This is a genomic window from Pseudofrankia sp. EUN1h (genome assembly GCF_001854645.1).
Classification (GTDB): Bacteria; Actinomycetota; Actinomycetes; order Frankiales; family Frankiaceae; genus Pseudofrankia; species Pseudofrankia saprophytica.
The window spans coordinates 70,979-94,010 of record NZ_MBLN01000049.1 but is presented as its reverse complement, the minus strand read 5'-3'; the positions used below and the strand labels follow the sequence as shown (position 1 = coordinate 94,010).

The 23,032-nt window shown below is 74.5% G+C and carries 16 protein-coding genes and 1 pseudogene; 7 read left to right on the top strand and 10 right to left on the bottom strand.

All coding sequences use genetic code 11. The annotated features are described in order from the left end of the window. The first annotated feature begins 102 nt into the window (after window positions 1-102). The 3 genes from BCD49_RS15245 to BCD49_RS15235 all read left to right on the top strand — a co-directional run bounded on the left by BCD49_RS15245 (window position 103) and on the right by BCD49_RS15235 (window position 3,019). Window positions 103-366 (top strand): hypothetical protein, encoded by a 264-nt coding sequence (locus BCD49_RS15245; RefSeq protein ID WP_071041606.1) that lies wholly within the window; start codon window positions 103-105, stop codon window positions 364-366. Window positions 367-949: 583 nt separating this feature from the next. Further along, window positions 950-2,485 (top strand): alpha,alpha-trehalose-phosphate synthase (UDP-forming), encoded by a 1,536-nt coding sequence (locus BCD49_RS15240; RefSeq protein ID WP_007520044.1) that lies wholly within the window; start codon window positions 950-952, stop codon window positions 2,483-2,485. A 273-nt stretch (window positions 2,486-2,758) separates the two neighbouring features. Then, entirely contained in the window at window positions 2,759-3,019 is a 261-nt protein-coding gene (locus BCD49_RS15235) for a hypothetical protein (protein WP_035924904.1), read from the top strand. A 70-nt stretch (window positions 3,020-3,089) separates the two neighbouring features. On the opposite strand, the gene BCD49_RS15230 is transcribed toward BCD49_RS15235, so the two are convergent. The 4 genes from BCD49_RS15230 to BCD49_RS15215 all read right to left on the bottom strand — a co-directional run bounded on the left by BCD49_RS15230 (window position 3,090) and on the right by BCD49_RS15215 (window position 6,467). After that, on the bottom strand, window positions 3,090-3,590 hold the full coding sequence (locus BCD49_RS15230; protein WP_035928443.1) for a SixA phosphatase family protein: 501 nt from the start codon (window positions 3,588-3,590) through the stop codon (window positions 3,090-3,092). 457 nt (window positions 3,591-4,047) lie between these two features. Then, window positions 4,048-4,416, bottom strand: a complete 369-nt coding sequence (locus BCD49_RS15225; protein WP_007520038.1) for a WhiB family transcriptional regulator — start codon at window positions 4,414-4,416, stop codon at window positions 4,048-4,050. Between the two features lie 930 nt (window positions 4,417-5,346). Then, window positions 5,347-5,721 (bottom strand): rhodanese-like domain-containing protein, encoded by a 375-nt coding sequence (locus BCD49_RS15220; RefSeq protein WP_027140718.1) that lies wholly within the window; start codon window positions 5,719-5,721, stop codon window positions 5,347-5,349. 50 nt (window positions 5,722-5,771) lie between these two features. Beyond that, the gene (locus tag BCD49_RS15215) at window positions 5,772-6,467 is read right to left on the bottom strand and encodes a cysteine dioxygenase (protein WP_007520034.1); all 696 of its coding nucleotides are present in this window, start codon (window positions 6,465-6,467) and stop codon (window positions 5,772-5,774) included. Between the two features lie 912 nt (window positions 6,468-7,379). Between BCD49_RS15215 and BCD49_RS15210 the strand changes: the two genes are divergently transcribed. Beyond that, the gene (locus tag BCD49_RS15210) at window positions 7,380-9,395 is read left to right on the top strand and encodes a GAF domain-containing sensor histidine kinase (RefSeq protein WP_027140719.1); all 2,016 of its coding nucleotides are present in this window, start codon (window positions 7,380-7,382) and stop codon (window positions 9,393-9,395) included. Between the two features lie 37 nt (window positions 9,396-9,432). Here BCD49_RS15210 and BCD49_RS15205 read toward each other — a convergent pair whose 3' ends face one another. The 3 genes from BCD49_RS15205 to BCD49_RS15195 form a co-directional block, all read right to left on the bottom strand. Continuing rightward, complete coding sequence (locus tag BCD49_RS15205) at window positions 9,433-10,098, bottom strand: response regulator (protein ID WP_051466299.1); 666 nt, start codon at window positions 10,096-10,098, stop codon at window positions 9,433-9,435. 427 nt (window positions 10,099-10,525) lie between these two features. Continuing rightward, complete coding sequence (locus tag BCD49_RS15200; RefSeq protein WP_007520347.1) at window positions 10,526-11,827, bottom strand: MFS transporter; 1,302 nt, start codon at window positions 11,825-11,827, stop codon at window positions 10,526-10,528. Window positions 11,828-12,051: 224 nt separating this feature from the next. Further along, window positions 12,052-12,894, bottom strand: coding sequence for a rhomboid family intramembrane serine protease (locus BCD49_RS15195; RefSeq protein WP_007520346.1), 843 nt, complete (start codon window positions 12,892-12,894; stop codon window positions 12,052-12,054). A gap of 223 nt (window positions 12,895-13,117) precedes the next feature. Between BCD49_RS15195 and BCD49_RS15190 the strand changes: the two genes are divergently transcribed. From BCD49_RS15190 to BCD49_RS44100, 3 genes are all read left to right on the top strand, one after another. Then, window positions 13,118-14,410, top strand: a complete 1,293-nt coding sequence (locus BCD49_RS15190) for an MFS transporter (RefSeq protein ID WP_241832332.1) — start codon at window positions 13,118-13,120, stop codon at window positions 14,408-14,410. A gap of 85 nt (window positions 14,411-14,495) precedes the next feature. Further along, window positions 14,496-15,830, top strand: a complete 1,335-nt coding sequence (locus BCD49_RS15185; RefSeq protein ID WP_051466954.1) for an adenosylmethionine--8-amino-7-oxononanoate transaminase — start codon at window positions 14,496-14,498, stop codon at window positions 15,828-15,830. A 514-nt stretch (window positions 15,831-16,344) separates the two neighbouring features. Beyond that, window positions 16,345-18,516, top strand: a complete 2,172-nt coding sequence (locus BCD49_RS44100; protein WP_071041605.1) for a sensor domain-containing diguanylate cyclase — start codon at window positions 16,345-16,347, stop codon at window positions 18,514-18,516. Window positions 18,517-18,688: 172 nt separating this feature from the next. On the opposite strand, the gene BCD49_RS15175 is transcribed toward BCD49_RS44100, so the two are convergent. The 3 genes and pseudogenes from BCD49_RS15175 to BCD49_RS15165 all read right to left on the bottom strand — a co-directional run. Next, the gene (locus tag BCD49_RS15175) at window positions 18,689-19,525 is read right to left on the bottom strand and encodes a bifunctional 5,10-methylenetetrahydrofolate dehydrogenase/5,10-methenyltetrahydrofolate cyclohydrolase (protein WP_027140722.1); all 837 of its coding nucleotides are present in this window, start codon (window positions 19,523-19,525) and stop codon (window positions 18,689-18,691) included. Window positions 19,526-19,802: 277 nt separating this feature from the next. Continuing rightward, a complete protein-coding gene (locus BCD49_RS15170) occupies window positions 19,803-20,195 on the bottom strand; it encodes an MmcQ/YjbR family DNA-binding protein (RefSeq protein WP_035924907.1) in 393 nt (130 codons plus the stop codon). 116 nt (window positions 20,196-20,311) lie between these two features. Then, a pseudogene (locus tag BCD49_RS15165) lies at window positions 20,312-22,480 on the bottom strand (vitamin B12-dependent ribonucleotide reductase); the annotation flags it as partial. Window positions 22,481-23,032: the final 552 nt, after the last annotated feature.

The following is a 23,032-nucleotide window of genomic DNA, read 5'->3' as shown; positions in this document are numbered from 1 at the left end:
CGCGGAGTTGGCCGGCGCCGCGGCGGGGAGCGTCGGTGACCGGCCTGCCCGACGGCTGGGCGGGGGACAGGCAGGCGGGGGCCGGGAGGAACGGGGCATGGGGTGTCAGGCTCGATCGCTGAGGTCAAGGCGCAGCTGGACGAGGCGTTCCGGCGGGCGGAGGAGGTCGCAGGCCAGCTCGAGGGCGCGCTGACGCTGCTCGAGGAGGMCCAGGCGATGGTGATCGCCGCGACGGACGGCAGTGAGCACCACGCGGTCGAGCTGCTCACCAGCGCCCTAGTCGACACCCGGGACACGCTGGCGAACTCGCTCGCCGCGCTCGGCTCCGCCGTCCAGGAAGTGCGCGACTATCGCGACAGCCTCTAGGCGCGGTCGCGCCGAGCGCCCCATCCGGTCCGACACGCCCGCCGGCGCGTGGCGCACCCGAATGTCGCCTGTGCCACAGGGGATCGCGGGGTGGGGGTCGGACGGTGGTAGTAACCGCGTGAAGGGTTGGGTAACAACCGGCTAGCGGGGTCGCAACCCGGTGCACCCCACGCCGGGATCTGGCTACAGTCCGAATCGACACCCGTGCGGTCGAGTGTTCGTCGTACGAACATGCCCGGGCCGTCCGTCGGTCCCGGGTCGTGTGGACCTGACACCGAGTACCTCGCGCGGCACCGGACGAGGCCTGACGCCTGGGCAGCGCGAGCGCGCGGCGAGGTCACTCACCGGAGGGAGGAAGGACGGGTACCTGACAGGACACGGCCTTTCCCGGCCGGGGCTCCCGGGAAGGCGTCCGGGGCGCGACCAACCAGATCGCGCCTCTTTCGGCATATCCGGGATTTTTCGAGGCCCAGGGCAGGCGGGACCGCCACCCGAGGGCCGCCGGGGCACGGGCAGGAACCACCGTGCTCCCTCATGCCGAAGAAGCGGAACTGAACAGAGACCACCAGGAGGGCCTCCTTACGTGGCGCACATCGATGTGCTTGACCTGCCGCTGGTGCTGTTGTCGAACCGAGGCCCGGTCACCTTCGACCGGGACGCCTCAGGCCGTACCGTCAACCGGGGCGCGGGCGGACTGGTCTCCGCGCTGGCGGGCCTCGCCGAACATCTCGAGGACGCGGTCTGGGTCTGCGGGGCGGCGACCGACGAGGACGTCGCGGTCGCCAGGGAGTCGGCCGGCCAGGCGCTGGTCGTGCAGACCCACCCCATCCCGCACCTGCTCGATCCCCGCCTCGGGGAGGGCGAGCCCGACGGCCCGGCGATAAAGGTGCGGGTGGTCGTCACCGACCCGGCCGCCTACGCGGACTTCTACTCGGTCTGGTCGAACCCGATCCTGTGGTTCGTCCAGCACGGCCTCTACGGCCGCTCACTGTCCCCGGTGCTGACGCAGGCGGAGCACGACGCCTTCGAGAACGGTTACGCCGCCGTCAACCGGGTCTACGCCGACGCGGTCGCCGACGAGGTGCGAGCCCGTGGCGGCAAGGCGCTCGTACTGCTGCAGGACTACCACTTCTACCTGGTGGCCGAGCACGTCCGCCAGCAGTGCCCCGACGTCGTGCTCACCCATTTCGTGCACATCCCGTGGCCGGGGCCGGACGAGTGGCGGGTGCTGCCCGCGGGCATCCGGGAACGGCTGCTGACGGGCCTGCTCGGCAGCGACGTAGTCGGCTTCCACACCCGCCGTTACGCCCGCAACTTCGTGCTGTGCGCGAGTGAACTTCTCGGCCTGCCGGCCGACCTCGACGCCCTGACGATCACTGTTGGTGACCGGACGGTGCGTGCCCGCTACTACCCGATCTCGGTGGACCCGGCGGCGCTGGACGCGACGCTCGCCAGCGAGCAGGTCAACGCCCATGTGGCCATGTTGCGCTACATCTTCCTCGACGAGGACCGGCAGCTGATGCTGCGGGTCGACCGGACGGACCCGAGCAAGAACGTGGTGCGCGGTTTCCTCGCGTTCGGCACGCTTCTCGAGCAGCACCCGGAGCTGGTCGGCAAGGTCAGCTTCCTGGCGCTGTTGCAACCGAGCCGCACCGACGTGCCCGAGTACGCCGACTACATCGCGCTGATCGGCGGGGTCGTCGCCGAGATCAACGCGAAGTACACCAAGGAAGGCCGCCAGCCGATCGACCTGCGGATGGTGGAGGACTTCCCGCTCGCGGTCGCCGCGTACTCGATCTGCGACGTGCTGGTCGTCAACGCGATCGCGGACGGGATGAACCTGGTCGCGAAGGAGGTGGCTGTCGTCAACCGGCGTGGCGGGGTGCTGGCGCTGTCGGAGACGGCGGGCGCGCACGAGGAGCTCGGCGAGTTCGCCGTGACCCTGCACCCGTTCGACATCCAGCAGATGGCCGACGCCTTCTACACGGCGCTGACCATGCCGCTGGAGGAGCGTCACCGCCGGCTGGCGGCGGCGGCGGAGCAGGTCCGCACCCACGACGTGGCGCGCTGGCTGAGCGACCAGCTCACCGACCTGCGCCGCGTCGCCGGCTTCGCCTGATCCGCCCCCGCCCGTGCGCGCCCCCGGTCTCGCCCGGACCGGGGGCGCGCATCCGGCGGTACGTCCCTGCCCCGGTCCGTCCGTTGGGCCCGTCCGCCTGTCCTGCCTGGTCCGGCGCGGTCGGGTCGGGTCGGAAGGACAGGGCGGCTGCGACCGCCGGGCAGGTGCCAGCGGACGGCGAGTGGGGAACCATGACCTGGAGCGCGGGTCGCCCGGCGGTGGCCGGTTGGCAGGTCTCAGGTGACTTGGGGGTCGGTGGCGATGGTGGGAACGATGCGGGGTACCGAGGAGCAGGCGGGTCCGGCGACACGCCAGGAGGACCGGCCGGCGGGCCGGCGGGCCGGCGGCCGGGCTGGGCATCACCGGGCCAACATCGGTTCCTGGATCGCCGTCTCACTGATCATCGTCGGGTTCGCGGTGGGCGTGTTCGCGCTGGCGAGCCACTCGATGGCGCTGTGGATCGTGACCGGGGTGGCGCTGGTCGCGGGCGGGGCCATCGCCCTCGCCTCCCGCATCATGGACCAGGCCTACTGAACGGACCAGGCGTACTGACGGCCGCGGGCTCAGGGCCCGGCGAGGAGGCGGGGACGGCGGCCGTGGGCGGCTAGAGGGCGTGGCGCAGGCTGCGCGGGGTGACGAAGGAGTCGAAGCGAGTGCTGGCCGGGCCGAGCTCGGCCCACCGCCGGGTGCCCAGGTCCAGCACGGCCAGGGCGCCGGTCGGGAAGGTGGGGATCTTCACCCGGTCGGCCGGCGGGAGCAGGCCCACGGCCAGCGCGTGGATACCCGGGTTGTGCCCGACGAGCAGGAGGCTCGGCACGCCGTCGTCGACCTCGCGCAGCCGGGCGAGCAGCTCGTCCGGCCCGGCGAGGTAGAGCCGGTCCTCGGTGAGGACGGGAACCTCGGGCGGGAGAGCGGACGCCAGCCGCTGCAGGGTCTGGCGGGTGCGCAGCGCCGACGAGCACAGGATCAGGTCGGGGGCGAGCCGCTCGACGCTGACGTGCTCGGCGACGAGCTTGCAGGCCTCCCGGCCGTCGCGGGACAGCGGCCGCTCGGCGTCGGCGGTCTCCGCGTCGGCCCAGTCGGACTTGGCGTGGCGCAGCAGCATCAGCCGCCGGCCGCCGGTCACCACCTGGCCACCGGTCCACCGGCCAAGCGCAATGCCTGGCGAGGGGAGCGGCTGGGGACGCCCGGGGCGTCACCGGACACGGGTCCTCCTCGCGCGTGGTGACGGATCATTGCCGTGGACGCCGTCGCCACGGGGGCCGCCGACCCGGCGGACGAGTGCGTTCGGCCCAGACAAGGCTATTCCGAACGCGCAGGACACGAAAGCGGGGTACCCACGCCGGTGGGCGCGGATACCCCGCCTGGTGACGACGCGAGGTGCGGTGCCGCCGGCTGGCCCGCCATGTCGCGGCGTGGCCGGTCCTACCTCCCGGGGCATCGCCTCCGGGGGTCTGGGGKTGCCGGCTGGTTGCAGCCGCCGGGCCAGCGAGCGGTGGTGCTGATGGTGGCGTGGTGCTGGTCCTCGTGCCGACGGTCGTCGCGCCGAGGGTGTCGAGCGGTCAGCCGGCGACGGTGACCACGGGCAGCAGCCGGTCGGCGATCACGAGGGCCTCCTCGGCGGAGATCCGGCCGCGGGGGATGAGGTTGGCGCGCTGGTCCGAGGTCAGCCCGCCCCACACGCCGTGCTCCTCCTGGCGGAAGATGGCGGTGGCCAGGCACGGCCGGCGTACGGCACAGGTCGAGCAGATCTTGCGGGCGCGGGTCTCGGCGGCGGCGCGGGCCTTGGTGTTGCGGCCGTCCGGCGGGAAGAACGCGTCCGGGTCGCCGTCGCGGCAGGCGGCGTCCTGCCGCCAGTAGGCGGGCCAGCCCGGGCCGAACGGCTGGGGCGGCAGGTCACGACCGGGAAGGACAGGGACGCCGGCGCTCATCGGGCTCCCTCCGGAAGGACGCACTCCGTGCGGGGCAGGACAACCGGGTTACTGATGAGTAGCACGGTGGGCTGACTGGGCATACCGTCTCCTGCGAGTGCAATGCGGACAGGCGTSCGGGGGACCGTCGAAGCTGCCCGAAAAGGGCGCGCCAATGGACGGTCCGACCAGGGTGAGCCGAGTAGCCCCCGGGCGATCCGTGCAGGTCCGGGGTGTKTGGCCCGGTCTATGACCGGTGCCCCGCTGCGTGGAAACGAACCCGTCTCGTCTCGTTAACGGGGAAACGTAGACGTCTCTCGACCGGATAGCAAGGGTTCCGGAACGCGGACGTCCGAATACCCGAGAGGCCTCTTGATGTTCGTCTGTCGGGCCTTGCGGGCCCGGATCGCACCCCTCCGGATGGACGGGTGGTCCCCCGGCGAACGAGGGTCAGACCCCCTCGCCCGGCCGCTGCACCGACTCCGTCTCGGGTGCTGAAACCCCTGCTGTGCAGGCACTTCGGCGCGGCGACCGCGCACGGCCGAGGCGTCGGTGCGCGGGGTGGTACCCGGAGCGCGGGCCGGCCGCGGGGGATGTTCGGCGGGCGAGCGCCGCCGTGTTTCGTGCTCGGTGCGCGCGGTCACCGGCCCGGCGGAGGCCGCCCGCCGCATCGAAGTGTGCGTAGTACCACAGCGGTCCGAGCCCCCTTGAAATCACCCCCCATTCCGGATAATGGCATCCGGTGCCGTACTGCGGGCCAGGCCCGCTAGCAGGCTCGTTTCGGGGACGTGTCCGGAGCCGGTCGCCGAGGCGGCCAGAGTACGGACGAGGCAGGGCGAGGCGGCCGCCGGACGGTGTCCAGCCGCTGTCCGGGCGTCGGTGGGCGGCGCGGTTCGCCGGTGGCGTGCGGCTCGCCGTGACCGGCGTCGAGCCGGCCGGCGGGCCGGTCGGTCAGCCGGGCTCGGCCGGCGCGACGGTGGGCAGGCCGGCGGCGGCCCAGGCGTGGTAGCCGCCGACGACGTCGGTGGCGCGGTGCAGGCCCAGCTCCCGCAGCGAGGCCGCGGCCAGGCTCGAGGTGTAGCCCTCCGAGCAGATCACGATCACGCGCAGGTCGTCTCCGGTGGCGACGGGCAGCCGGGCGTCGCTCGTCGGGTCGAGCCGCCATTCGAGCACGTTGCGCTCGATGACGAGGGCGGCGGGGATCTCGCCCTCGGCGGCGCGCTGCGCGGCGGGACGGATGTCGACGAGCAGCGCCCCGTCGGCGACGGCCGCCGCGGCGGCGGGCGGGTCGAGCCGGCGCAGCTGCGCGCGGGCGCGGGCCAGCATGGCGTCGACCCGGCTGCCGTGGCCGGTGCCGTGGCCGGCCGCGGCGGCGGTCACGGGGCCACCGCCGCCGCGGCGACGGCCGCCACGGCCGGCTGGAGCAGGGCGGAGGTCGGGATCCGGGTGGAGCCGGCGGGCTCGTAGCGCAGCGGAAGCTCCGGTGGGGAGTAGGCGTGCACGGTGGTGGCCGCGACGTCGCCGCGGTTGACGATCTGGTGGACGTGGTCGGCGCCGAACCTGACGACCTGGCCGCGGGTGTAGCGGTGGGTCTCGCGCCGGTGCCAGGACTCCCGGCGCAGGTCGTGGATGTCCTCCTCGACGGCGCCGTCGGCAACCGCGAGCGCGCCCAGCGCACCGCCGTGGTCGTGCACGGCGGTGTGCTGGCCGGGTGCCCACCCGATCAGCCACACCTCGACGGCGCCGGTCAGCAGCAGCCGGGTGTACCAGCGCCGCTGAGGGTCGTGGCGCACGATCGGCCGCCACAGCCAGCTCGCGGCGGCGAGGCGCCCGGCGAGGTCACCCAGCGCGGCGTGGCCGAGCGGCGTGTCGTCGTCGCGCAGCACGGCGGCGCCGAGGCCCGCCGGCAGGAGACCGGCCGGTAGCAGGTCCGCGGACGGATCGCCGGGCGCCGTCCAGTCCCGTCGTGGTCGGGCGGTGGCCGGCGCGGGCCCGGTCTGCCAGGGATGGTCGGTCTCGCGGGTCGCGGACGCCGTCGTCAGGCCGAGGATCGCGGGATGGACGAGTGGCACGTGAGACTCCAGCGGGTGCGGCGCGCGCGACGCGCGCGTGGGTCAGGAGAGTCGGGTGGGCGGCGGGAACGGCTGGCGGCGAGCCACCTGGGCCGGCGCCGGGAGCGACGCGCCGGCGGCGTCGGCGCGTCCGGGCCCTGGCGGGCACTCCCGGTTGTCAGCTATTTCCGATCGGGAAGATGGGAAATGGCGCGCGGCGTGCCGCTGGAAGATCGCGAGGCGTGCGCTCCCGTCCGGGCCGGGTCCGGTCGCACCGCGGCGGCGATGCTCCGATGGCTCTCACCGGCGCTCGCGGCACGGGCTGAGGCGAGGCCGAAGGCCGGCAGGGCGCGGGGGCGCGCGGTGCGTGAGCCGTTCACCCGGCTGCCGGCGGCGGACGGCCGGGTCGTCGGTGCGCGGCTCGCCCCTCCAGGCGGACGCCGTCGGCTGTCCGGAAGCCGACCGGAGGTCAGCGGGCGGGGACGGCCGCCTCGGTACACATGCCGCTCGCCAGCCGACCCAGATCGGTGACGCGGTCGCTGTGCAGCAGGAGGACGACTGCCATGCGCCGATGGTATCCGCCCCGGCCGCCCGCCGTCGCCGATCTGGACCGCGCCCCGCAAGATAGTCAACGATGCTGACGACCCTGCTCCGCGCTGACGACCCTGTTGCGCCGTCCGGACCGGCGGAACCGGGCAGATCACTGTCGTGCCGGCTGTTCGTCACCTTTCCGCCACGCTTTGCCCCTTTCGGGTAGGTCAGAAGTGGCATCGCGGCCCTAGGGAACGCGTTGGTAGCGGTCTGTCGTGGTGGGCGGGACTTTCGACCCGGGCGGGCGTCGTATTGTGCAGCTCGGGGCGGCTGATCGTCGTCACCGCGAAAGCGGTTCGCCGGCACGGGCGCGGGCCGGCGAGGCGGTAGGAGGTGCTGGCGGTGACCAGTGAGGCCGGCCATGCGCGGGTTCCACCGTCGGCGTCGTCCGCCGCGACGCGGCCGCTCGGCGCGGCGCGGTCGTCGCTGCCCACCCAGGACAGGCCTGAGGCCGCGGCGCGCGACGCCGCGTCGCCCCCCGGCCCGGCCGTCCCCGCCACCTCGCCGGGCGTCGGTGAGGCCGCCGCCCCGCCGCCGCGGACCGGCCAGGCGGTCCACGCCGAGCCGGGCGCCCCGCTCGAGGAGCGGATAGAGCGGATGCTGTCCCGGCTCGGCGACCGGGTCGACGACGCGCTCGCCGGGCAGGGGCGGATGCGGGGCCTGGTCGACGTGGTCGTCGCCGCCGCCCAGGAGCCGAGCCTGCCGGCGACGCTGCGCCGCGCCGTCGAGGCCGCCTGCCGGCTCGCCGACGCCGAGTACGGCGCGATCGGCGTCCTCGGGGCTGACGGGCGGATCACCGACCTCGTGCAGGCGGGCGTCGAGTCGCAGGACGCGGCCAGCATCGGCTGCCTGCCGGCCGGGCACGAGCTGCTCGGCAAGGCGCTGCGGGAGACCTGGACGCTGCGGGTCGACGATGTCGCCCGCAGGCCCGAGGCGATGGGGCTCGCGACGGACGATCCGGCGTTCGACACGTTCCTGGGCGTGCAGATCGCCGTGCGCGGGGTCGCGTTCGGCGGTTTCTTCCTCGGTGGCAAGCGCGGCGGCGGCTCGTTCACGCGGGCGGACGAGGAGCTGGTGACGGCGCTGGCGGCGGCGGTCGGGATCGCGGTCGAGAACGCCCGGCTGCGCGACGAGGCCCGCCGCCAGCAGGCCTGGCACACGGCCAGCGGTGAGATCTCCGCGGCGCTGGTGTCGGTCGACGAGCCGTGGGCCGCGCTCGACCTGGTCGCCCGCCGCGCCCGCCAGGTCACCTCGGCGTGTCTGGCGGCGATCGTGCTGCCGGACGCCAGGACCGGGTTCGTGGTGACGAACGCCGACGGGCCGGGGGCGCAGGCGCTGCGCGGCCGGTCGCTGCCGATGGACCGCAGCCAGCTGGTCGAGGCGATGCGGGCCGGTCACGCCCAGGTCGTGTGCGCCGACGACCTTGGTGACCTGCTCGGGGACGCGGCCGACGGGCTCGCGCTGTCGTGCGTGATGGTGGTACCGATGGCCGCGGCGGGCCGGCCGGTCGGCGGCCTGCTGCTCGGCGTCCAGGCGTCGGCGGGCGCGGCCCCCGGGGTGTCGGCCTCGGTGGGTGCGCCGCTGGGCCGGGTGGGCGGCGTCGCGCCGTTCAGCGCGCTGGACCTGGAGATGGCGACCGCCTTCGCCGGGCAGGCGGCGCTCACCCTGGAGCTGACCCGGCTGCAGCGTGACCGGGAGCGCCTGGCCGTCTTCGAGGACCGCGACCGCATCGCCCGCGACCTGCACGACGTCGTCATCCAGCGGCTGTTCGCCACCGGCCTGTCGCTGCAGGGGCTAGCGCGCTCGGTGCCGCCGCCGGTCGCCGCCCGGGTCGCCGGCGCGGTCGCCGAGCTCGACCAGACCATCTCGGAGCTGCGGCACACGATCTTCTCGCTGACCTCGCCGACCCCGGACGGCGCCCACCTGCGGGCCGAGATCGACCGGATCGTCGGCCAGGCCGAGCACTCGCTCGGGCTGCGCCCGGCGGTGCGGGTCGAGGGGCCGGTCGAGCGGGTGCCGGTCGTGATCCATCCGCATCTGCTCGCGGCGTTGCGCGAGGCGCTGTCGAACATCGCCCGGCACTCGCGGGCGACCCGGGTGCGGGTGCTGGTCCGGGCCGGCGACGACCTCGTGGTGGTCGAGGTCCAGGACGACGGCGTCGGGCCTGGCGGCGCGACCGTCACCAGCGGCCTGGCGAACCTGCGCCGCCGGGCCATGGACCTGGGCGGTCACCTGGACTTCGGCCCTGGTCTGGGTGGTGTCGGGACCCGGGTCCGCTGGCAGGTCCCCACGCTGGGCCGGGAGTCACCGCCCGACTGGGCCGCCGCCCCCACCCCGCCGAGCCTTCCCCGCCCGTAGCGCCCGCGCGGGACGGCCGGCCTGTGTCCCGAGTGCCCTACGTTCCCAGCTTGGTGGCGAAGACGGCGGCCTGGGTGCGGCTCTCGAGGCCGAGCTTGGACAGCATGCTCGAGACGTAGTTCTTGACCGTCTTCTCCGCGAGGTACATGCGGTTGGCGATCTGACGGTTGGTGAGTCCCTCGGCGATGAGGGCGAGAATGCGCCGTTCCTGGTCGGTGAGGCCCGCGAGGCGTTCGTCCTCGGCCGGGCCCTGCCGCAGCCGGTAGAGGACCCGGGGGGTGACCTCGGGGTCGAGCAGCGACTGGCCGGCGGCGACGCGGCGGACGGCGTCGACGAGCGCCGCGCCGCGGATCTGCTTGAGCACGTACCCGGCGGCGCCGGCCATGATCGCGGTGAACAGGGCGTCCTCGTCGTCGAACGACGTCAGGATCAGGCAGGCGATGGTGGAGTCGTTGGAGCGGACCTGGCGGCAGACCTCGATGCCGCTGCCGTCCTGCAGCCGGGCGTCGAGGACGGCGACGTCCGGACGAAGCGCCATGATCTGCTCAAGGGCCTCGTCGGCGCGGCCGGCCTCGCCGACGATCTCGATGTCCGGCTCCTCGGACAGCAGGTCCCGCAGGCCGCGCCGGACGACCTCATGGTCGTCGAGCAGGAAAATACGGATCGTGCGGCCGGGAGGCGGTGCGGGCTCGCCGGTGGCCACCGCCGGTGCCCCGGTCAGACCCGCGGGAAAGTCCGCGGCTTTGCTCCGGGCACTCGCCGATGCGGGAATGTCCGCTGATACCTCTGACACCGTTGACCCCGCCAGACCCGCTGTCGTTGAAGACTCTCTGTGTCACGCGCTGTGTCACGTGATGCAGCGAGAGTATAACGCGGGAGTTCACTGACCTGGACCGACCGGGCCGCCAGCAGGGATGCCTACTGGCACGCAAGGGCCCGTGAGGTCAGGTAATTCGTCCCGGGTGATTATTCGACGGCACTGTGCGACGTCCTCGCCGATTCGCTGGCTCTTGGCCTCCCGTCGCATACCGGCAGTGGAGAACCGCCGCTCGCGCACCGCGATGCCAGGGTTGGTGCATGTCCTATGTGTATCTTCTGGGCGACCTGCCGGCGAGCCTGGCCGGCACCCGTTACCCCCGGTCGGCCGCGGCCGCCTCGGTGGCGGGCGGGCCGCCCGGCTCCTCGACGGTCTCCCCGGCCGGCGCCAGTCCCGCCGCGGTGCTCGGCGGGCCGGCGGACGGCGTCACCGCGCTGCCCGGCAGGGCCCGGCGGGCGCTCAGCACCGCCAGGCCGATCATCACGCCCGCGCCGGCGACGACGGCGAACCCGGCTCTCGGGCCGTGCCGGTCGATGAGGGCGCCGGCCAGGGGCGCCCCGGCGGAGATGCCGGCCACCAGCGCGACCTGCAGCCAGGCGAAGCCCTCGGTCCGCGCCTCCGGCGGCATGAGCCGCTCCATCAGCGCGTTGGCGCTGATCAGCGTCGGCGAGGCGGTGGCGCCGGCGAGCACCAGCAACGGCAGCAGCACCGCCGGGTTCGGCGCGGCGAGCGGCAGCCACATCGCCACCGACATCAGCGCGGCGGCGACCAGGAAGCGCCGGGTCGGGCCACTCGCGCTCGCCCGGGCCCCGTACAGCAGCGAGCTCAGGCCCGAGCCGAACGCGAACAGCGCGAGGGTGAAACCGGACAGGGCACCGAGCCCGGCCGCCCGGCCGTACGCGACCGAGGAGAGGTCGACCCCGCCGAAGGACACCCCGACGGAGAAGGTGACGAGGAGCAGCGCCCGCACCGCGGGGTCGCGGAACACCCGCGGCCTGGGCAGGCCGGCCGCGCTCGGCCGTGGCCCGGGATCGCTGCCGCGCTGCGCGGCCAGCGCCAGCGTCCCGACCGTCACCAGCACGCCGGAGACGGCAAGCCCCGACGCCGGCGTCACCCCGGTCACCAGCCAGGTGACGAGCACCGGCCCACAGATGAAGATCACCTCGTCGAGCGCGGCCTCCAGCGCGAACGCGGTCCCCAGCAACCGCGAGCCGCCCAGCCGGTGGCTCCAGCGGGTCCGCACGCAGGCGCCCAGCGGCGGGAACAGGCCGCCGGTCAGCGCCCCGGCGACGTACCAGAGCGGGCGGGGCGCGCCGAGGCCGACGCTGAGGAGCAGACCGACCAGGCCCACCAGATGGCCGGCCAGGCACCACAGCAGCACCCGGGCCTGGCCGAACCGGTCGAGCGCGCGCCCGAGCCGGGCGGCGAGCACCGCCTCGCCGATCGTGCCGGCGGCGACGACCGTGCCGCCGACGCCGTAGGAGCCGGTCACATGCTGGACGTAGAGGACGATCCCGATCCCGACCATGGAGATCGGCAGCCGGCCGACGAACGCGGCGGGCACGAAGCGGGCGGCGCCCGGGGTCGCGAACGCCTGCCGGTAKACACTGGCCAACAGAGGACTCCCGAGCCGCCAACACCGCCAACAGCTGCCGGCGACCGCCCGCGGCTGACCCCGCGGCGCACGCCCGGCTGCCGGGGCGCGGACCGACGGGCATGCGCCGCCCGTCGCGTGGTCCCCTGGCCGGTCCCACCCTGCCTGACCGGCGGCGCGGAAGCCATCGGATTACCGGCGAGCCCCCTCACACCGCGGCGGGCCGGACAGGGCCGGCCTGGGGGTCACCAGCCGGTGTCGCGAACCCAGCGGGCGCGCGGCGCGTGCCGGCGGGGGTGTGGCCCGGCGGCGCGCAGCCGGCGGACGAACGGCAGCACGGCCAGCGCGCCGAACACGAAGCCGACCACGTGCGCGCCGTAGGCGACCCCGCCGCCGGAGGAGACGCCGATTCCGGTGAAGTACAGGTACTGAAGTACGAACCAGAACCCGAGCACGATCCAGGCCGGTAGCCAGAACGGGATGAAGAACAGGACCGGTATCAGGCCGATCACCCGGGCCTGGGGGAACAGCACCAGGTAGGCGCCGAGCACGCCGGCGATAGCGCCGGAAGCGCCGATAAGCGTGTTCTGCGAGTCGGGTTGGGCGAGGGAGAAGCCGTAGGCGGCGACAAACCCGCAGGCCAGGTAGAAGAGCAGGTAGGTAAGCCTGCCCATCCGGTCCTCGATGTTGTTGCCGAACACCCCGAGGAACAGCATGTTGCCAAGCAGGTGCAGCCAGCTTCCGTGCAGGAACATCGACGTCAGCACGGACAGCACCGGGTTCTTGTGGAACGGCGGTGGGCTGGCGATCTGGCAGCCGGTGGTCCCGTCGGGCCGCAGCTGCAGGTCACCGGTGTCGGCCGCCGGCAGCTGCCTGCCGCCCAGCAGCTCCTTCGGGATGGCCCCCCACTCCTCGAAGAACCGGCGCTGCTCGCAGACGCTGGCGGCCTGCCCGTCCCGGTGCAGCCCCATCACCGCGGTGGCGACGGGGGTGAGCAGCACGAAGACCAGCACGTTGACCGCGATGAGCAGCCAGGTGATGACAGGCCGGCGGCTGAGCGGGTTGATGTCGTGGATGGGGATGACCACGCCCGACATCCTGCCGGGCGCCGTTCACCCCGGCGCCACGGGGGCGCGTCACAACGTCCCGACACGTCCCGCCGTCCGGTGCCGGGGATCGGCCCCGGTCCGGGAGGGACCTGGGCGCAGGGCGGCCGCGGCCGGTCAGCGCCTGGGCTCGCCGGTTCCATGGTGGTGGTCGTCACGGCGTGGGCGGGGAACGGGGGAGCGGTGAGCGGGCATTGTCCGTGAGGTGCGCGCCGCCAGCAATGTGCCGTCCCCGTCCCCGTCCGTGCTGACCGACGGGCGGGCGTCCGCCTGGCGGGCGGTCGGCGGTGGAGACCGGCGGGTGGCACTGGGCCGGGCGGCCGGGCTCGCCGTGGCGGCCTACGCGTTCGTGGTGACGATGGCGGGCACCACGCTGCCGACGCCGCTGTACCCCGCCTACCGGGCCGAGTTCGGCTTCTCGCAGCTGATGGTGACGGTCATCTTCGCCACCTACGCGATAGGGGTGATCGCGGCGCTGTTGCTGTTCGGCCGGCTGTCCGACCGGGTCGGGCGCCGCGCGGTGCTGCTGCCGGGCCTGGTGGCCTCGGCGGCGAGCGCGGTGGTGTTCCTGCTCGCGGGCGGGCTGCCGGAGCTGCTCGCCGGCCGGCTGCTGTCCGGCCTGTCCGCCGGGATCTTCACCGGCACCGCGACCGCCACCATCGTCGACCTCGCCGCGCCGGGGAGGGCCGGGCGCGCCGCGCTGGTCGCCACGGTCGCGAACATCGGTGGTCTGGGCTGCGGGCCGGTGGTGGCCGGCCTGGTCGCCCGGTTCGGTGAGCACCCGCTGCGGCTGACGTTCGTCGTCGACCTCGCGCTGCTCGTCCTGGCGGCGCTCGGGGTGCTGCTGCTGCCGGAGACGGTGACGCCGGCCGCGCGGGCGGCGGCGCGGGCGAGCGGGCGGCTGGTGGCCCGGCCGCGGGTCGCGGCGGCGGCGCGGCCGGTGTTCGTGCGGGCCGCGCTGGCCGGGTTCGCCGGGTTCGCGGTGCTCGGCATGTTCACCGCCGTCTGCCCGGCGTTCCTCGGCGAGGAGCTGGGCGTGCACAACCCGCTGGTCACCGGGCTGGTGGTCGGCGCGGTGTTCGGGGCGTCGGCGGCCGGCCAGCTCGTCGCCCGCCGGACCGGGCCAGTCCTGGGCCTGCCGCTCGGCTGCGTCGTGCTGGTCGTCGGGGTGGGGTTGGTCGCGCTGGCGCTGGTGTTCGGCTCGCTCGCGCTGCTGGTCGTCGGCGGGGTGACCGCGGGCGTCGGGCAGGGGTTGAGCTTCGCCGCCGGCCTCGGCGCGCTGCTGGCCGCCGCCGCCCCGGCGGCCAGGGCGCAGACCTCGTCGGCGTTCTTCGTCGTCGCCTACATCGCTCTGTCGGTGCCGGTCGTCGGTATCGGCGTGCTCGCGACGCTGACCACGCTGCGGACCGCGGGACTGATCTTCGTCGCCGTCGTGGGCCTGCTGGCTCTCACCGTCCTCGTCCTGCTGCGGCGGGCACCGCGCGGCGCGGGGGCGTGACGCGGCGCGCACGGGGCGGACGGCGGGCGCCAGGCCGGGGCAGGTCGGGCAGAGTGKGGATGTGGACCTGCTGAGCGAGCCGTTGATGGGCGGCCGGGACGGAACGACCAGCGGCGGCGCCGGGGCCGGCGCGGCGCGGCGGCTGGTCGAGCGGGACCGGGCCGTGGTGTGGCACCCGTACGCCGCGGTCGGGCCGGATGCCCGCGGGCCGCTGTTCCCGGTCGCGTCCGCCGCGGGCGTGCGGCTCACGCTCACCGACGGGCGTGAGCTCGTCGACGGGATGTCGTCGTGGTGGGCGGCGATCCACGGCTACCGTCACCCTGTCCTCGACGCCGCGGCGCACGCCCAGATCGACACGATGGCGCACGTCATGTTCGGCGGGCTCACCCACGAGCCGGCGGTGGCCCTCGCCGAGACCCTGGTGGCGATCACCCCGAAGCCGTTGCGCCGGGTGTTCCTGTGCGACTCGGGGTCCGTCTCCGTCGAGGTCGCCATCAAGATGGCGCTGCAGTACCAGGCCGGGCGGGGCCGGCCGGAGCGGACCAGGCTGCTGACGATCCGGCGCGGCTACCACGGCGACACCTCCGGCGCGATGGCCGTCTGTGACCCGGACACCGGCATGCACCACCTGTTCGCCGGGCTGCTCCCGCGGCACCTGTTCGCCCCGCCGCCGGCGCGCGGGTTCGCCGAGCCGTTCGAGGACGCCGACGCCGAGCCGTTCGCGGCCCTGCTCGCGGCCCACGCCCACGAGGTCGCCGCCGTGATCCTCGAGCCGGTGCTGCAGGGCACGGGCGCGATGCGTGCCTACGCCCCCGGCTGGCTCGCCCGGGTCCGCGAGCTGTGCGACGAGCACGGCGTGCTGCTCGTCGCCGACGAGATCGCCACCGGGTTCGGCCGGACGGGAGAGCTGTTCGGCTGCGACCATGCCGGGATCAGCCCGGACATCATGTGCGTCGGCAAGGCGCTGACCGGTGGCTACCTGACGATGGCGGCGACGCTGTGCACCGAGGAGGTCGCCGACGGGGTGTGCGCGCCGCCGGCGGGCGCGTTCATGCACGGCCCGACGTTCATGGCGAACCCGCTGGCCGCGGCGGTCGCGAACGCCAACCTCGGCCTGCTGCTGTCGTCCCCGTGGCGCGAGACCGTGCGGCGCATCGAGGCCGAGCTCGCCGCCGGCCTCGCGCCGGCCGCCGACCTGCCAGGCGTGGCGGAGGTCCGCACCCTGGGCGCCGTCGGTGTCATCGAGACCCGCGAGCCGGTCGACATGGCCGTCATCCAGCCCCTGCTGGTCGATCTGGGCGTCTGGATCCGCCCCTTCGGCCGCCTCGTCTACACCATGCCGCCCTTCATCACCTCGACCGCGGATGTCGCCACGGTGACGTCCGCCATGGTCGAGGCCGTCGCCCGTACCTCGGGATGACCACCGGCCACCACCACCGTCGGTCGGCCGACGACGTCGCCGGAACCCGCCACGGGAGCCCGACCGCGTGATCCCGGTACGCGCCGGGTAGCCCGGGCTGGCGCCGAGCCAGCGGGGGCTAGCTGGGCCGATCCGCCCGGAGGTGCCATGGCGCGCGGTCCCGCGGCCGGCCGGTGGGGCGCGGTGTGGACGTGCCGTGACCTTCTGGGGGGGAGGCCACAGTGCTCCCGCGGGCCGGGTCGGTGCCGCGGGAGCCGGGGGGTACGGGGTGGGGAGTGGGCGTTCGCGCAGGTCAGCGCCGAGGCGAGGTGGTCACTATGTTGCTGTGTGTATATAGATCGGAGACGGTGGTTACCTAAGGCGACAGATGACCGACATCGGCGAAGTAGTTGCCGATGCCCGCCCGACCTTCGTACTCTTTGTTCTCAGCAGAGCACAGGGAGTAGCTATACCCCAGGGGGGCCCTAGACCGGCGATTCCCGCCTGGACCTTGGACGAGGAAGGCCGATGCCCCATGGCCACAGCGACCGAAGCCGCCGCGTCCCACGGCGAGCGCCGCGGACGGGGCAGCGCCGTGGAGAACGTCGTCCCGGGCCGACGCCGCGACCGGGTGGGCGCCGCGCTGCGCGCGTGCTGGCCGGACTCGTGGCGGCGGACGAGTGAGCCCGCGCCCTTACGGCTCGACACGGCCATCGGTCCGGACAACGCCATGATGACACGACCGGCGGGCCCCCCGCGCCCGCCGCGGCGGGCACGCCCGCCCGTCCCGGTCCTCGACGTCCTGGCGGACGGCGGCTGGGTCGTCGACACGCCGCCGACCGGGCTGCCGACGATCCCGGCGCCCGCCGGCGCGACGGACGCGCCCCCCGGGCAGGGCCTGCCCGGCGCGCCGGGCGTCTCCCGCCCACCTGGCAAGCGGCCGCGCCCGCCGGCCGCCGCCGTCGTCGGCGCATCCGCGCGCTGGCTGCCGACCGGCGTCGACGGCTGGCGGGAGCCAGGCCCGCCGGCCGCCGCGCCGACTGGCCGTCGGCCGCTGACGGCACCCGCCGCGGCCTCGCCTGGTCTGGTGCCGCCGCCCCGGCGGCCGCGCCGCGGCCCGAGAGCGGCGTGGCCGGGCTGGCGGACGGCGGCGCTGGGGGCGGTCTGGCTGGGACTGGCCGCGAGCTGGCTGATCGATCCGCTGTTCCGGCTGGTGGACGTGCTCACCTTCGGGACGCTGCTCGCGCTCGCAGCGCTAGCGCTGACGGCCTCGCGCCGTCCTGGCGTGCGCTTTCGCGACGACCTGCTGGAGATCTGGACCCTGCCGGTCGCCCTCCTGCTCCCGCCGGTCTACGCCCTGGTCACGCATCTGCCGCTCTGCCTGCTCGCGACCGGCCGGCCCGGCCGGGCCGCGGCCCGGCGCGTGGGGGAGCGGGCCGTGCCCCCGCCGACGGCGGCGCCGGGGCCGGCGCGCCACGGGCACCGGCGGGTCCGCGTGGCGGTGGCGCTCGGGGTGGCCGGGGCGGCTGCGTCCTGGCTGCACGGCCTGCTGGTGCCCGCGGGCGAGCCCTACACGGCGCACAGCTTCGTCGGCTCGCCGGGACGGCTCGCGGCGGTGGCCGCCGCCGCACTCGGCTATGCCCTGGTGCGCCGCCTCCTGCTCGGCTCGCCGCGGCCGACGGGCCGGCGCGGCCGACGGGCCAGCCCGGGCTCCGGCGTGACCACCGATGCCACGGCCGGCCCGGCTGGCGGACGGGAGCTGGCCGCCAGCCGGGTCCCCAGCCAGGGTGGCGCGCCGGTGCCGGCCGGGGACGGGCTCCGCGGGGAGGCCTGGAGCGCGGGCACGCCCTGGCTGGGCTGGTGGCGCGGGCCGGCACCCGCCGACGGGATGGGCCTGGGTGGGCACTGGCCCGGTGCGCGCCGGCCCGCCGTGGGCATGGCGGTCGCCGAGCTGTGTTCCGGGGTGGCGATCGCCGCGCTGTGGGCGGCGAACCCGCTGCTCATGCTCGCCGCGGTCCCACCCGCGCTGTTGCTCGCCAGCAGCCTCCCGCCCGACGAGCTGCTGGCCGCCGCCCGCACCGACCCGAAGACCGGGCTCGCCAACGCGGTGTGGTGGCGCGAGGTCGCCGAGGCCGAGCTTGCCAGGAGCCTGCGTGCCGGCCGGCCGCTGTCGGTGCTGCTCGTCGACATCGACCACTTCAAACGGGTCAACGACCGCCACGGTCACCTGTTCGGTGACACGGTGCTGGTCGCCGTGGCCGACGCGCTGCGGGCGGCGACCCGGCCGTGGGACCTGGTCGGCCGGTTCGGCGGCGAGGAGTTCGTCGTGCTGCTCACGGACGTCGACCTGCCCACCGCCGCCGACGTCGCCGAGCGGATCCGCCGCCAGGTCGCCGCCGTCCGCTGCCCGCTCGACGCCCCGTCCCCTCTCGGTCCCGGCGTGGGCGACGACGGTGACGGGGAGGCGGTGGGTGTCACCGTTTCGGTCGGCGCGGCGGCCTGCGAGCCGGGGGCCGGCCTTGCCTCCGCGCTTGGGCGCGCCGACGCCGCCCTGTACCGCGCCAAGGCCGCCGGCCGCGACCGTGTCCACCTCGCCCTCGCCGACCCGGCGGGCGCCACGGTGCCCGCCGCGCAGGCCGCCGTGGACGGGCCGCCGGTCCAGGACGGCGCCTGCTCCGTCCCCACCCAGGTCACCCAGGCCGACTAGGGGACAGCCTCCCGCCACGAGCTGGCCGCCGGGACCGCCCATAACCACCGCGGGCGGCCGGGGCATCGCGTCACGATGAAACGGTGTTGTCCACGGTGTTGACAGCCTCGCGTCGACGACGATGATCTTCGGGGTCGATGGGGGATCGGAGACGGGGGAGTGCGCCGGACGGTCAGCGAGCGGCGTGCAGGGCCGCCTGGACGGTGTGGCGAAGAAGGATCATCGTCGTGACCGGTCCGACACCGCCCGGAACAGGGGTGAGGACGCCGGCGACGCCGGCGATCGCGTCCGCGTCGACGTCGCCGACCAGGCCGGTGTCGGTGACGTTCGTGCCGACGTCGATGACCGCGGCGCCCGGGCGGACGAAACCCGCGCCGACCAGCTTCGGCCGGCCGACGGCGGCGACCACGATGTCCGCCTCGTGCGCGACCGTCGCCAGCTCCGTCGTCCGCGAGTGGCAGACGGTCACCGTGGCGTTCTCGGCGAGCAGCAACAGCGCGGCGGGCTTCCCGACGACCGCGCTGCGCCCGATCACGCAGGCCCGCGCGCCGGCCATCACCACCTCGCCTCGGCGCAGCACCTCGACCACCGCCGCGGCCGTCGCCGGGGCAAACGCCGCCAGCCCGAGCGCGAGGCGGCCGAGGCTGACCGGGTTCATCCCGTCGACGTCCTTGCCCGGTGGGATGCGGTCGCCCACCTCGCCCGCGGTCAGCCCGGCCGGCAGCGGCGTCTGCGCGACGATGCCGTGCACGGACGGGTCGGCGGCGAGCCGGTCCAGCGTCGCGACCAGCTCCGCCGGATCGTCGGTCAGCTGGTGGCGCTGGAAGGCGACGCCCACTCGGCCGGCGGTGCGCTCGAGAACGCGGACGTAGGACAGGGCCGCCGGGTCGTCGCCCGGCACCACCACCGCCAGCGTCGGTGTCACTCCTGTCCCGGCCAGGTGCGCCACCTCGTCGACGACGCCCCGGCCGATCTCGGCCGCCATCGCCCGTCCGTCCAGAAGCCTCATGCCGGCACGGTAACAACATGCCCACGCTCCCGGCCGAGATCTGATCCAGACCGGCGCGATCCGAGGGCATGGCCAGCCAGAGTCGGTCATGGTCGGCGAAACGGGCCGGCAGCACCGTCGTCGCCCCGAGCACCCGCTGAGCGCCGCCGCGCCGTCGCTGGGCCGGAGACTCACAAGATAGTCAACGGTGTTGACGCTCCGGCCGCGACGTAGTTGATCTGGTCAGACGTAGTTGATCTATCCAGGGGGAGGGGATTCGGCCTCCGGAGTGCGAAGCCTAGGCGCCGTCGAGCTGGCCGGTCAGGTCCGGGCGTGGCACCCGTTCGGCGAGCTGGGACGGTGCCTGGAGGCAGTAGGAGTCGGTGAGGAGCTCGCTCAGCTCTTCCCAGTCAGTGTGGTCATCCAGGAGCAGGCCGACCACGTTCTCGCCCCACGACGCCTTGAAGTACGGCGCGCCGAGGCGCTCGAACGCCATCACCTCGCCGAGCTCGGCCCGGAAGACGATCCTGAGGAGCTGGTCCTCCCCGCCGAACACGTGTGCCACCGTGGCCTGCCCGACGCGCCAGCGCACGCCGGTCCAGGCGTCCTCCTCGACGCAGTCGGGGAACCCGGTCAGCAGGGCGCCAAGGCGGCTGACCATCTCGCGCGGTACGGGTGGGCGCTCCGGCATGTCCGCAATGTGCCACAGGCCACCGACAGTTCGCCCGGCATGCGGCGGCGCCCGCGCGGTGACCGTCCACCGCGGGCTGGCGCCCCGGGCCGTCAGCCCGTCGTCGAGGTCGAGGCGGACAGGGGCTGGCCGACCTTGCAGCCGTCCCGGTAGACCGCGAGCGCCTTCAGCCCCAGCCGCCAGCCTTCCAGGTAGATCCGCTCGACGTCGTCCACCGTCGCCGACGCGGGCAGGTTCACCGTCTTCGAGATCGCCCCGGACAGGAACGGCTGGACGGCCGCCATCATCCGCACATGTCCCAACGGTGCGATCGACCGCGCGCCGACCGCGCAGTCGAACACGGTCAGGTGCTCGGGCGCGAGGCCGGGGGCGCCGGCGACATGGCCGTGCTCGGCGACGTGCGCGACGATCGCGGCGACGGCCGTCTCGCCGTGCCCGAGCGCCCGCAGCGCCCGGGCCACGGTCCGGTTCACGAGGCGCATGACGGAACCGGTCGCGCTGTTCTTGGTCTTGACCAGGGCGAGATCGGGTTCGATGCCCATCGTGTCGCAGTCCATGACCAGGCCGATCGTCCCGGTGGGCGCGATCAGGCTGACATGGGCGTTGCGCCAGCCGTGGCGCGCGCCGAGCGCCCGGGCCCGCTCCCACTCGGCGGCCGCCACGTCCAGGATCGCGGCGTCGGCCGGACCCGCGGGACAGGCCTGGGCGCTGGCCTCGGCGTGGCGGCCGACGACGTGGCGGTGTGCGGCCGCGTTGCGGGCGAAGCCCTCGTACGCGCCGAGCGCGGCGGCGAGCTGCGCGGAGCGCCGGTAGGCGACCGCCGTCATCAGCGAGGTGACGGCCGCCGCCGTTGCCCGGCCCTCCGTCGAGTCGTAGGCGTACCCCATCGCCATCAGCAGCGCGCCGAGGTTGGCGTACCCGACGCCCACCTGCCGATGGTCACGGGTCACCTGGGTGATCCGCGGTGTCGGGAGCTCGCCGAATCCGACGGCGATGTCCAGCGCCAGCAGGACGAGCTCGACGGCGGCGACGAACCCGTCGACGTCGAAGCCGCCGTCGGCTCGCAGGAAGCGCATCAGGTTCAGCGACGCGAGCGTGGCGGCCGAGTCGTCCAGGTGCATGTACTCGCTGCACGAGTTGCTCGCCGAGATCGGCCCGGACTGCGGGCAGGTGTGCCAGCCGTCGATCGTGTCGGCGTAGTGCAGCCCTGGGTCGGCGCACTCCCAGGCCGCCCGCGCGATCGCCCGGAACAGCTCACGGGCGCGCACCGTCTCGACGGTCCGGCCGTCCCGGCGCGCCCGCAACGCGAACGGGGCGTCGTCGAGGACGGCCCGCATGAACGCGTCGCTGACCCGCACGGAGTTGTTGGCGTTCTGGAACTGGACCGAGCCCAGGTCGCGCCCGCCCACGCCCAGGTCGAACCCGGCGTCCCGAAGTACCCGGATCTTGGTCTCCTCGCGGGCCTTGCACTCGACGAAGTCGACGATGTCGGGATGGTCGACGTCCAGGACGACCATCTTCGCCGCGGGCCGGGTGGCGTTGCCGGTCCGGATGGCGCCGGCGGTGGCGTCCGCGCCGCGCACGAAGCTCACCGGGCCCGCCGCGGGGCGGCCCGAGGACAGCAGCTCCCGTGACGACCGCAGCCGGGACACGTTCACTCCGACCCCGGCGCCGCCGCGGAACAGCAGCGTCTCCGCCCGGTACCAGTCCATGATCGATTCGAGGGAGTCGTCGACCGAGAGGATGAAGCAGGACGCCACCTGCTGGGGAGCCGGCGTGCCGACGTTGAACCAGACCGGGCTGTTGAAGCTGAAGACCTGGTGCACGAGCAGCCAGGTCAGCTCGTGCTCGAACGCCAGCGCGTCCTCGTCGGAGGCGAAGTAGCCGGCGGACCGTCCCGCTGCGGTGTGAGCGCCGACCACCCGGTCGACGAGCTGGCGCAGCGACCGCTCGCGGCCGGGGGTGCCGGGGACGCCCCGGAAGTACCGGCTGGTCGCGATGTCGGAGGCGTGTGTGGACCAGAAGTCCGGGAACTCCACGCCGCGCTCGACGAAATAGGCCGTGCCGTCCCGGCCGGTCAGAACCACGTCCCGCTGCTCCCAGGTCACCTCGTCGTAGGGATGCGCGTCCGGGGTCGTGTGGCGGCGGGATACCTGTATTCCGCGGCCCGTTCTGGGCTCGGTTTCCTGAGGGTTTCGCGGGGTCCGCCTGGCCTGCCGGGGAAGGCCGTCAAGGCCGTCAAGGCCGTCGACGCCGGGGAACTCGTCCGTGGCGGGTTCGACCATGCTGACTCCTCGAGAGCGTCCGGAGCGTCCGTTCGGGGCCGGGCGGCGACGGGAAGCCAGCCTCTGTCGGCGCCGGTGGGGCGGCCATCGGGAGGAGCCGCTCCCAGGCTCGCCGTACCTCCATCAGAGTAGGCGGGCGCGGCCGGGCGTCCGGGAGAATTCTCGAGTTCTCGGGCAGGCGTTTCCTCACGTTTCCTCGTGCGCCCCGCGGGTGACTGTCCGGGGGACCGGATTCGCCGCGTCCGGATGGTCGCCGCCCAGCCGCCGCGGGGAGGCCAACCCGGCCGTCAGTGGGTTTCTTCACCGGTCGGCCGTCCGGAATTCGGTTACGCCGGTATTGACGGTCGGTAACTGCTGGGTGTTTCCCTCCCCCCGTACGTCGGCGACATCGGCCGGTGTCAGGCCGGCCGCATACGGCGGATCGAAACATCGAAACGACGCGACATCGAAACGAGGTGCGGTCGTCACCGGTGGCCGCGCCGGGATTCCGGACCCGGGCAAGCGTGGCGGCGTCCCCCGACAAGATAATCAACACTGTTGACGAGCAGGCAT

Coding starts and splice junctions, on each gene's coding strand:
- BCD49_RS15225 (WP_007520038.1), bottom strand. CDS start 4,416: ATGAGCGCCGGCGTCCCTGTCCTTCCCGGTCGTGACCTGCCGCCCCAG.
- BCD49_RS15220 (WP_027140718.1), bottom strand. CDS start 5,721: ATGCTGGCCCGCGCCCGCGCGCAGCTGCGCCGGCTCGACCCGCCCGCC.
- BCD49_RS44100 (WP_071041605.1), top strand. CDS start 16,345: ATGGCCACAGCGACCGAAGCCGCCGCGTCCCACGGCGAGCGCCGCGGA.
- BCD49_RS15185 (WP_051466954.1), top strand. CDS start 14,496: ATGGGCGGCCGGGACGGAACGACCAGCGGCGGCGCCGGGGCCGGCGCG.
- BCD49_RS15230 (WP_035928443.1), bottom strand. CDS start 3,590: ATGCTGCTGCGCCACGCCAAGTCCGACTGGGCCGACGCGGAGACCGCC.
- BCD49_RS15175 (WP_027140722.1), bottom strand. CDS start 19,525: ATGAGGCTTCTGGACGGACGGGCGATGGCGGCCGAGATCGGCCGGGGC.
- BCD49_RS15235 (WP_035924904.1), top strand. CDS start 2,759: ATGCGGGGTACCGAGGAGCAGGCGGGTCCGGCGACACGCCAGGAGGAC.
- BCD49_RS15170 (WP_035924907.1), bottom strand. CDS start 20,195: ATGCCGGAGCGCCCACCCGTACCGCGCGAGATGGTCAGCCGCCTTGGC.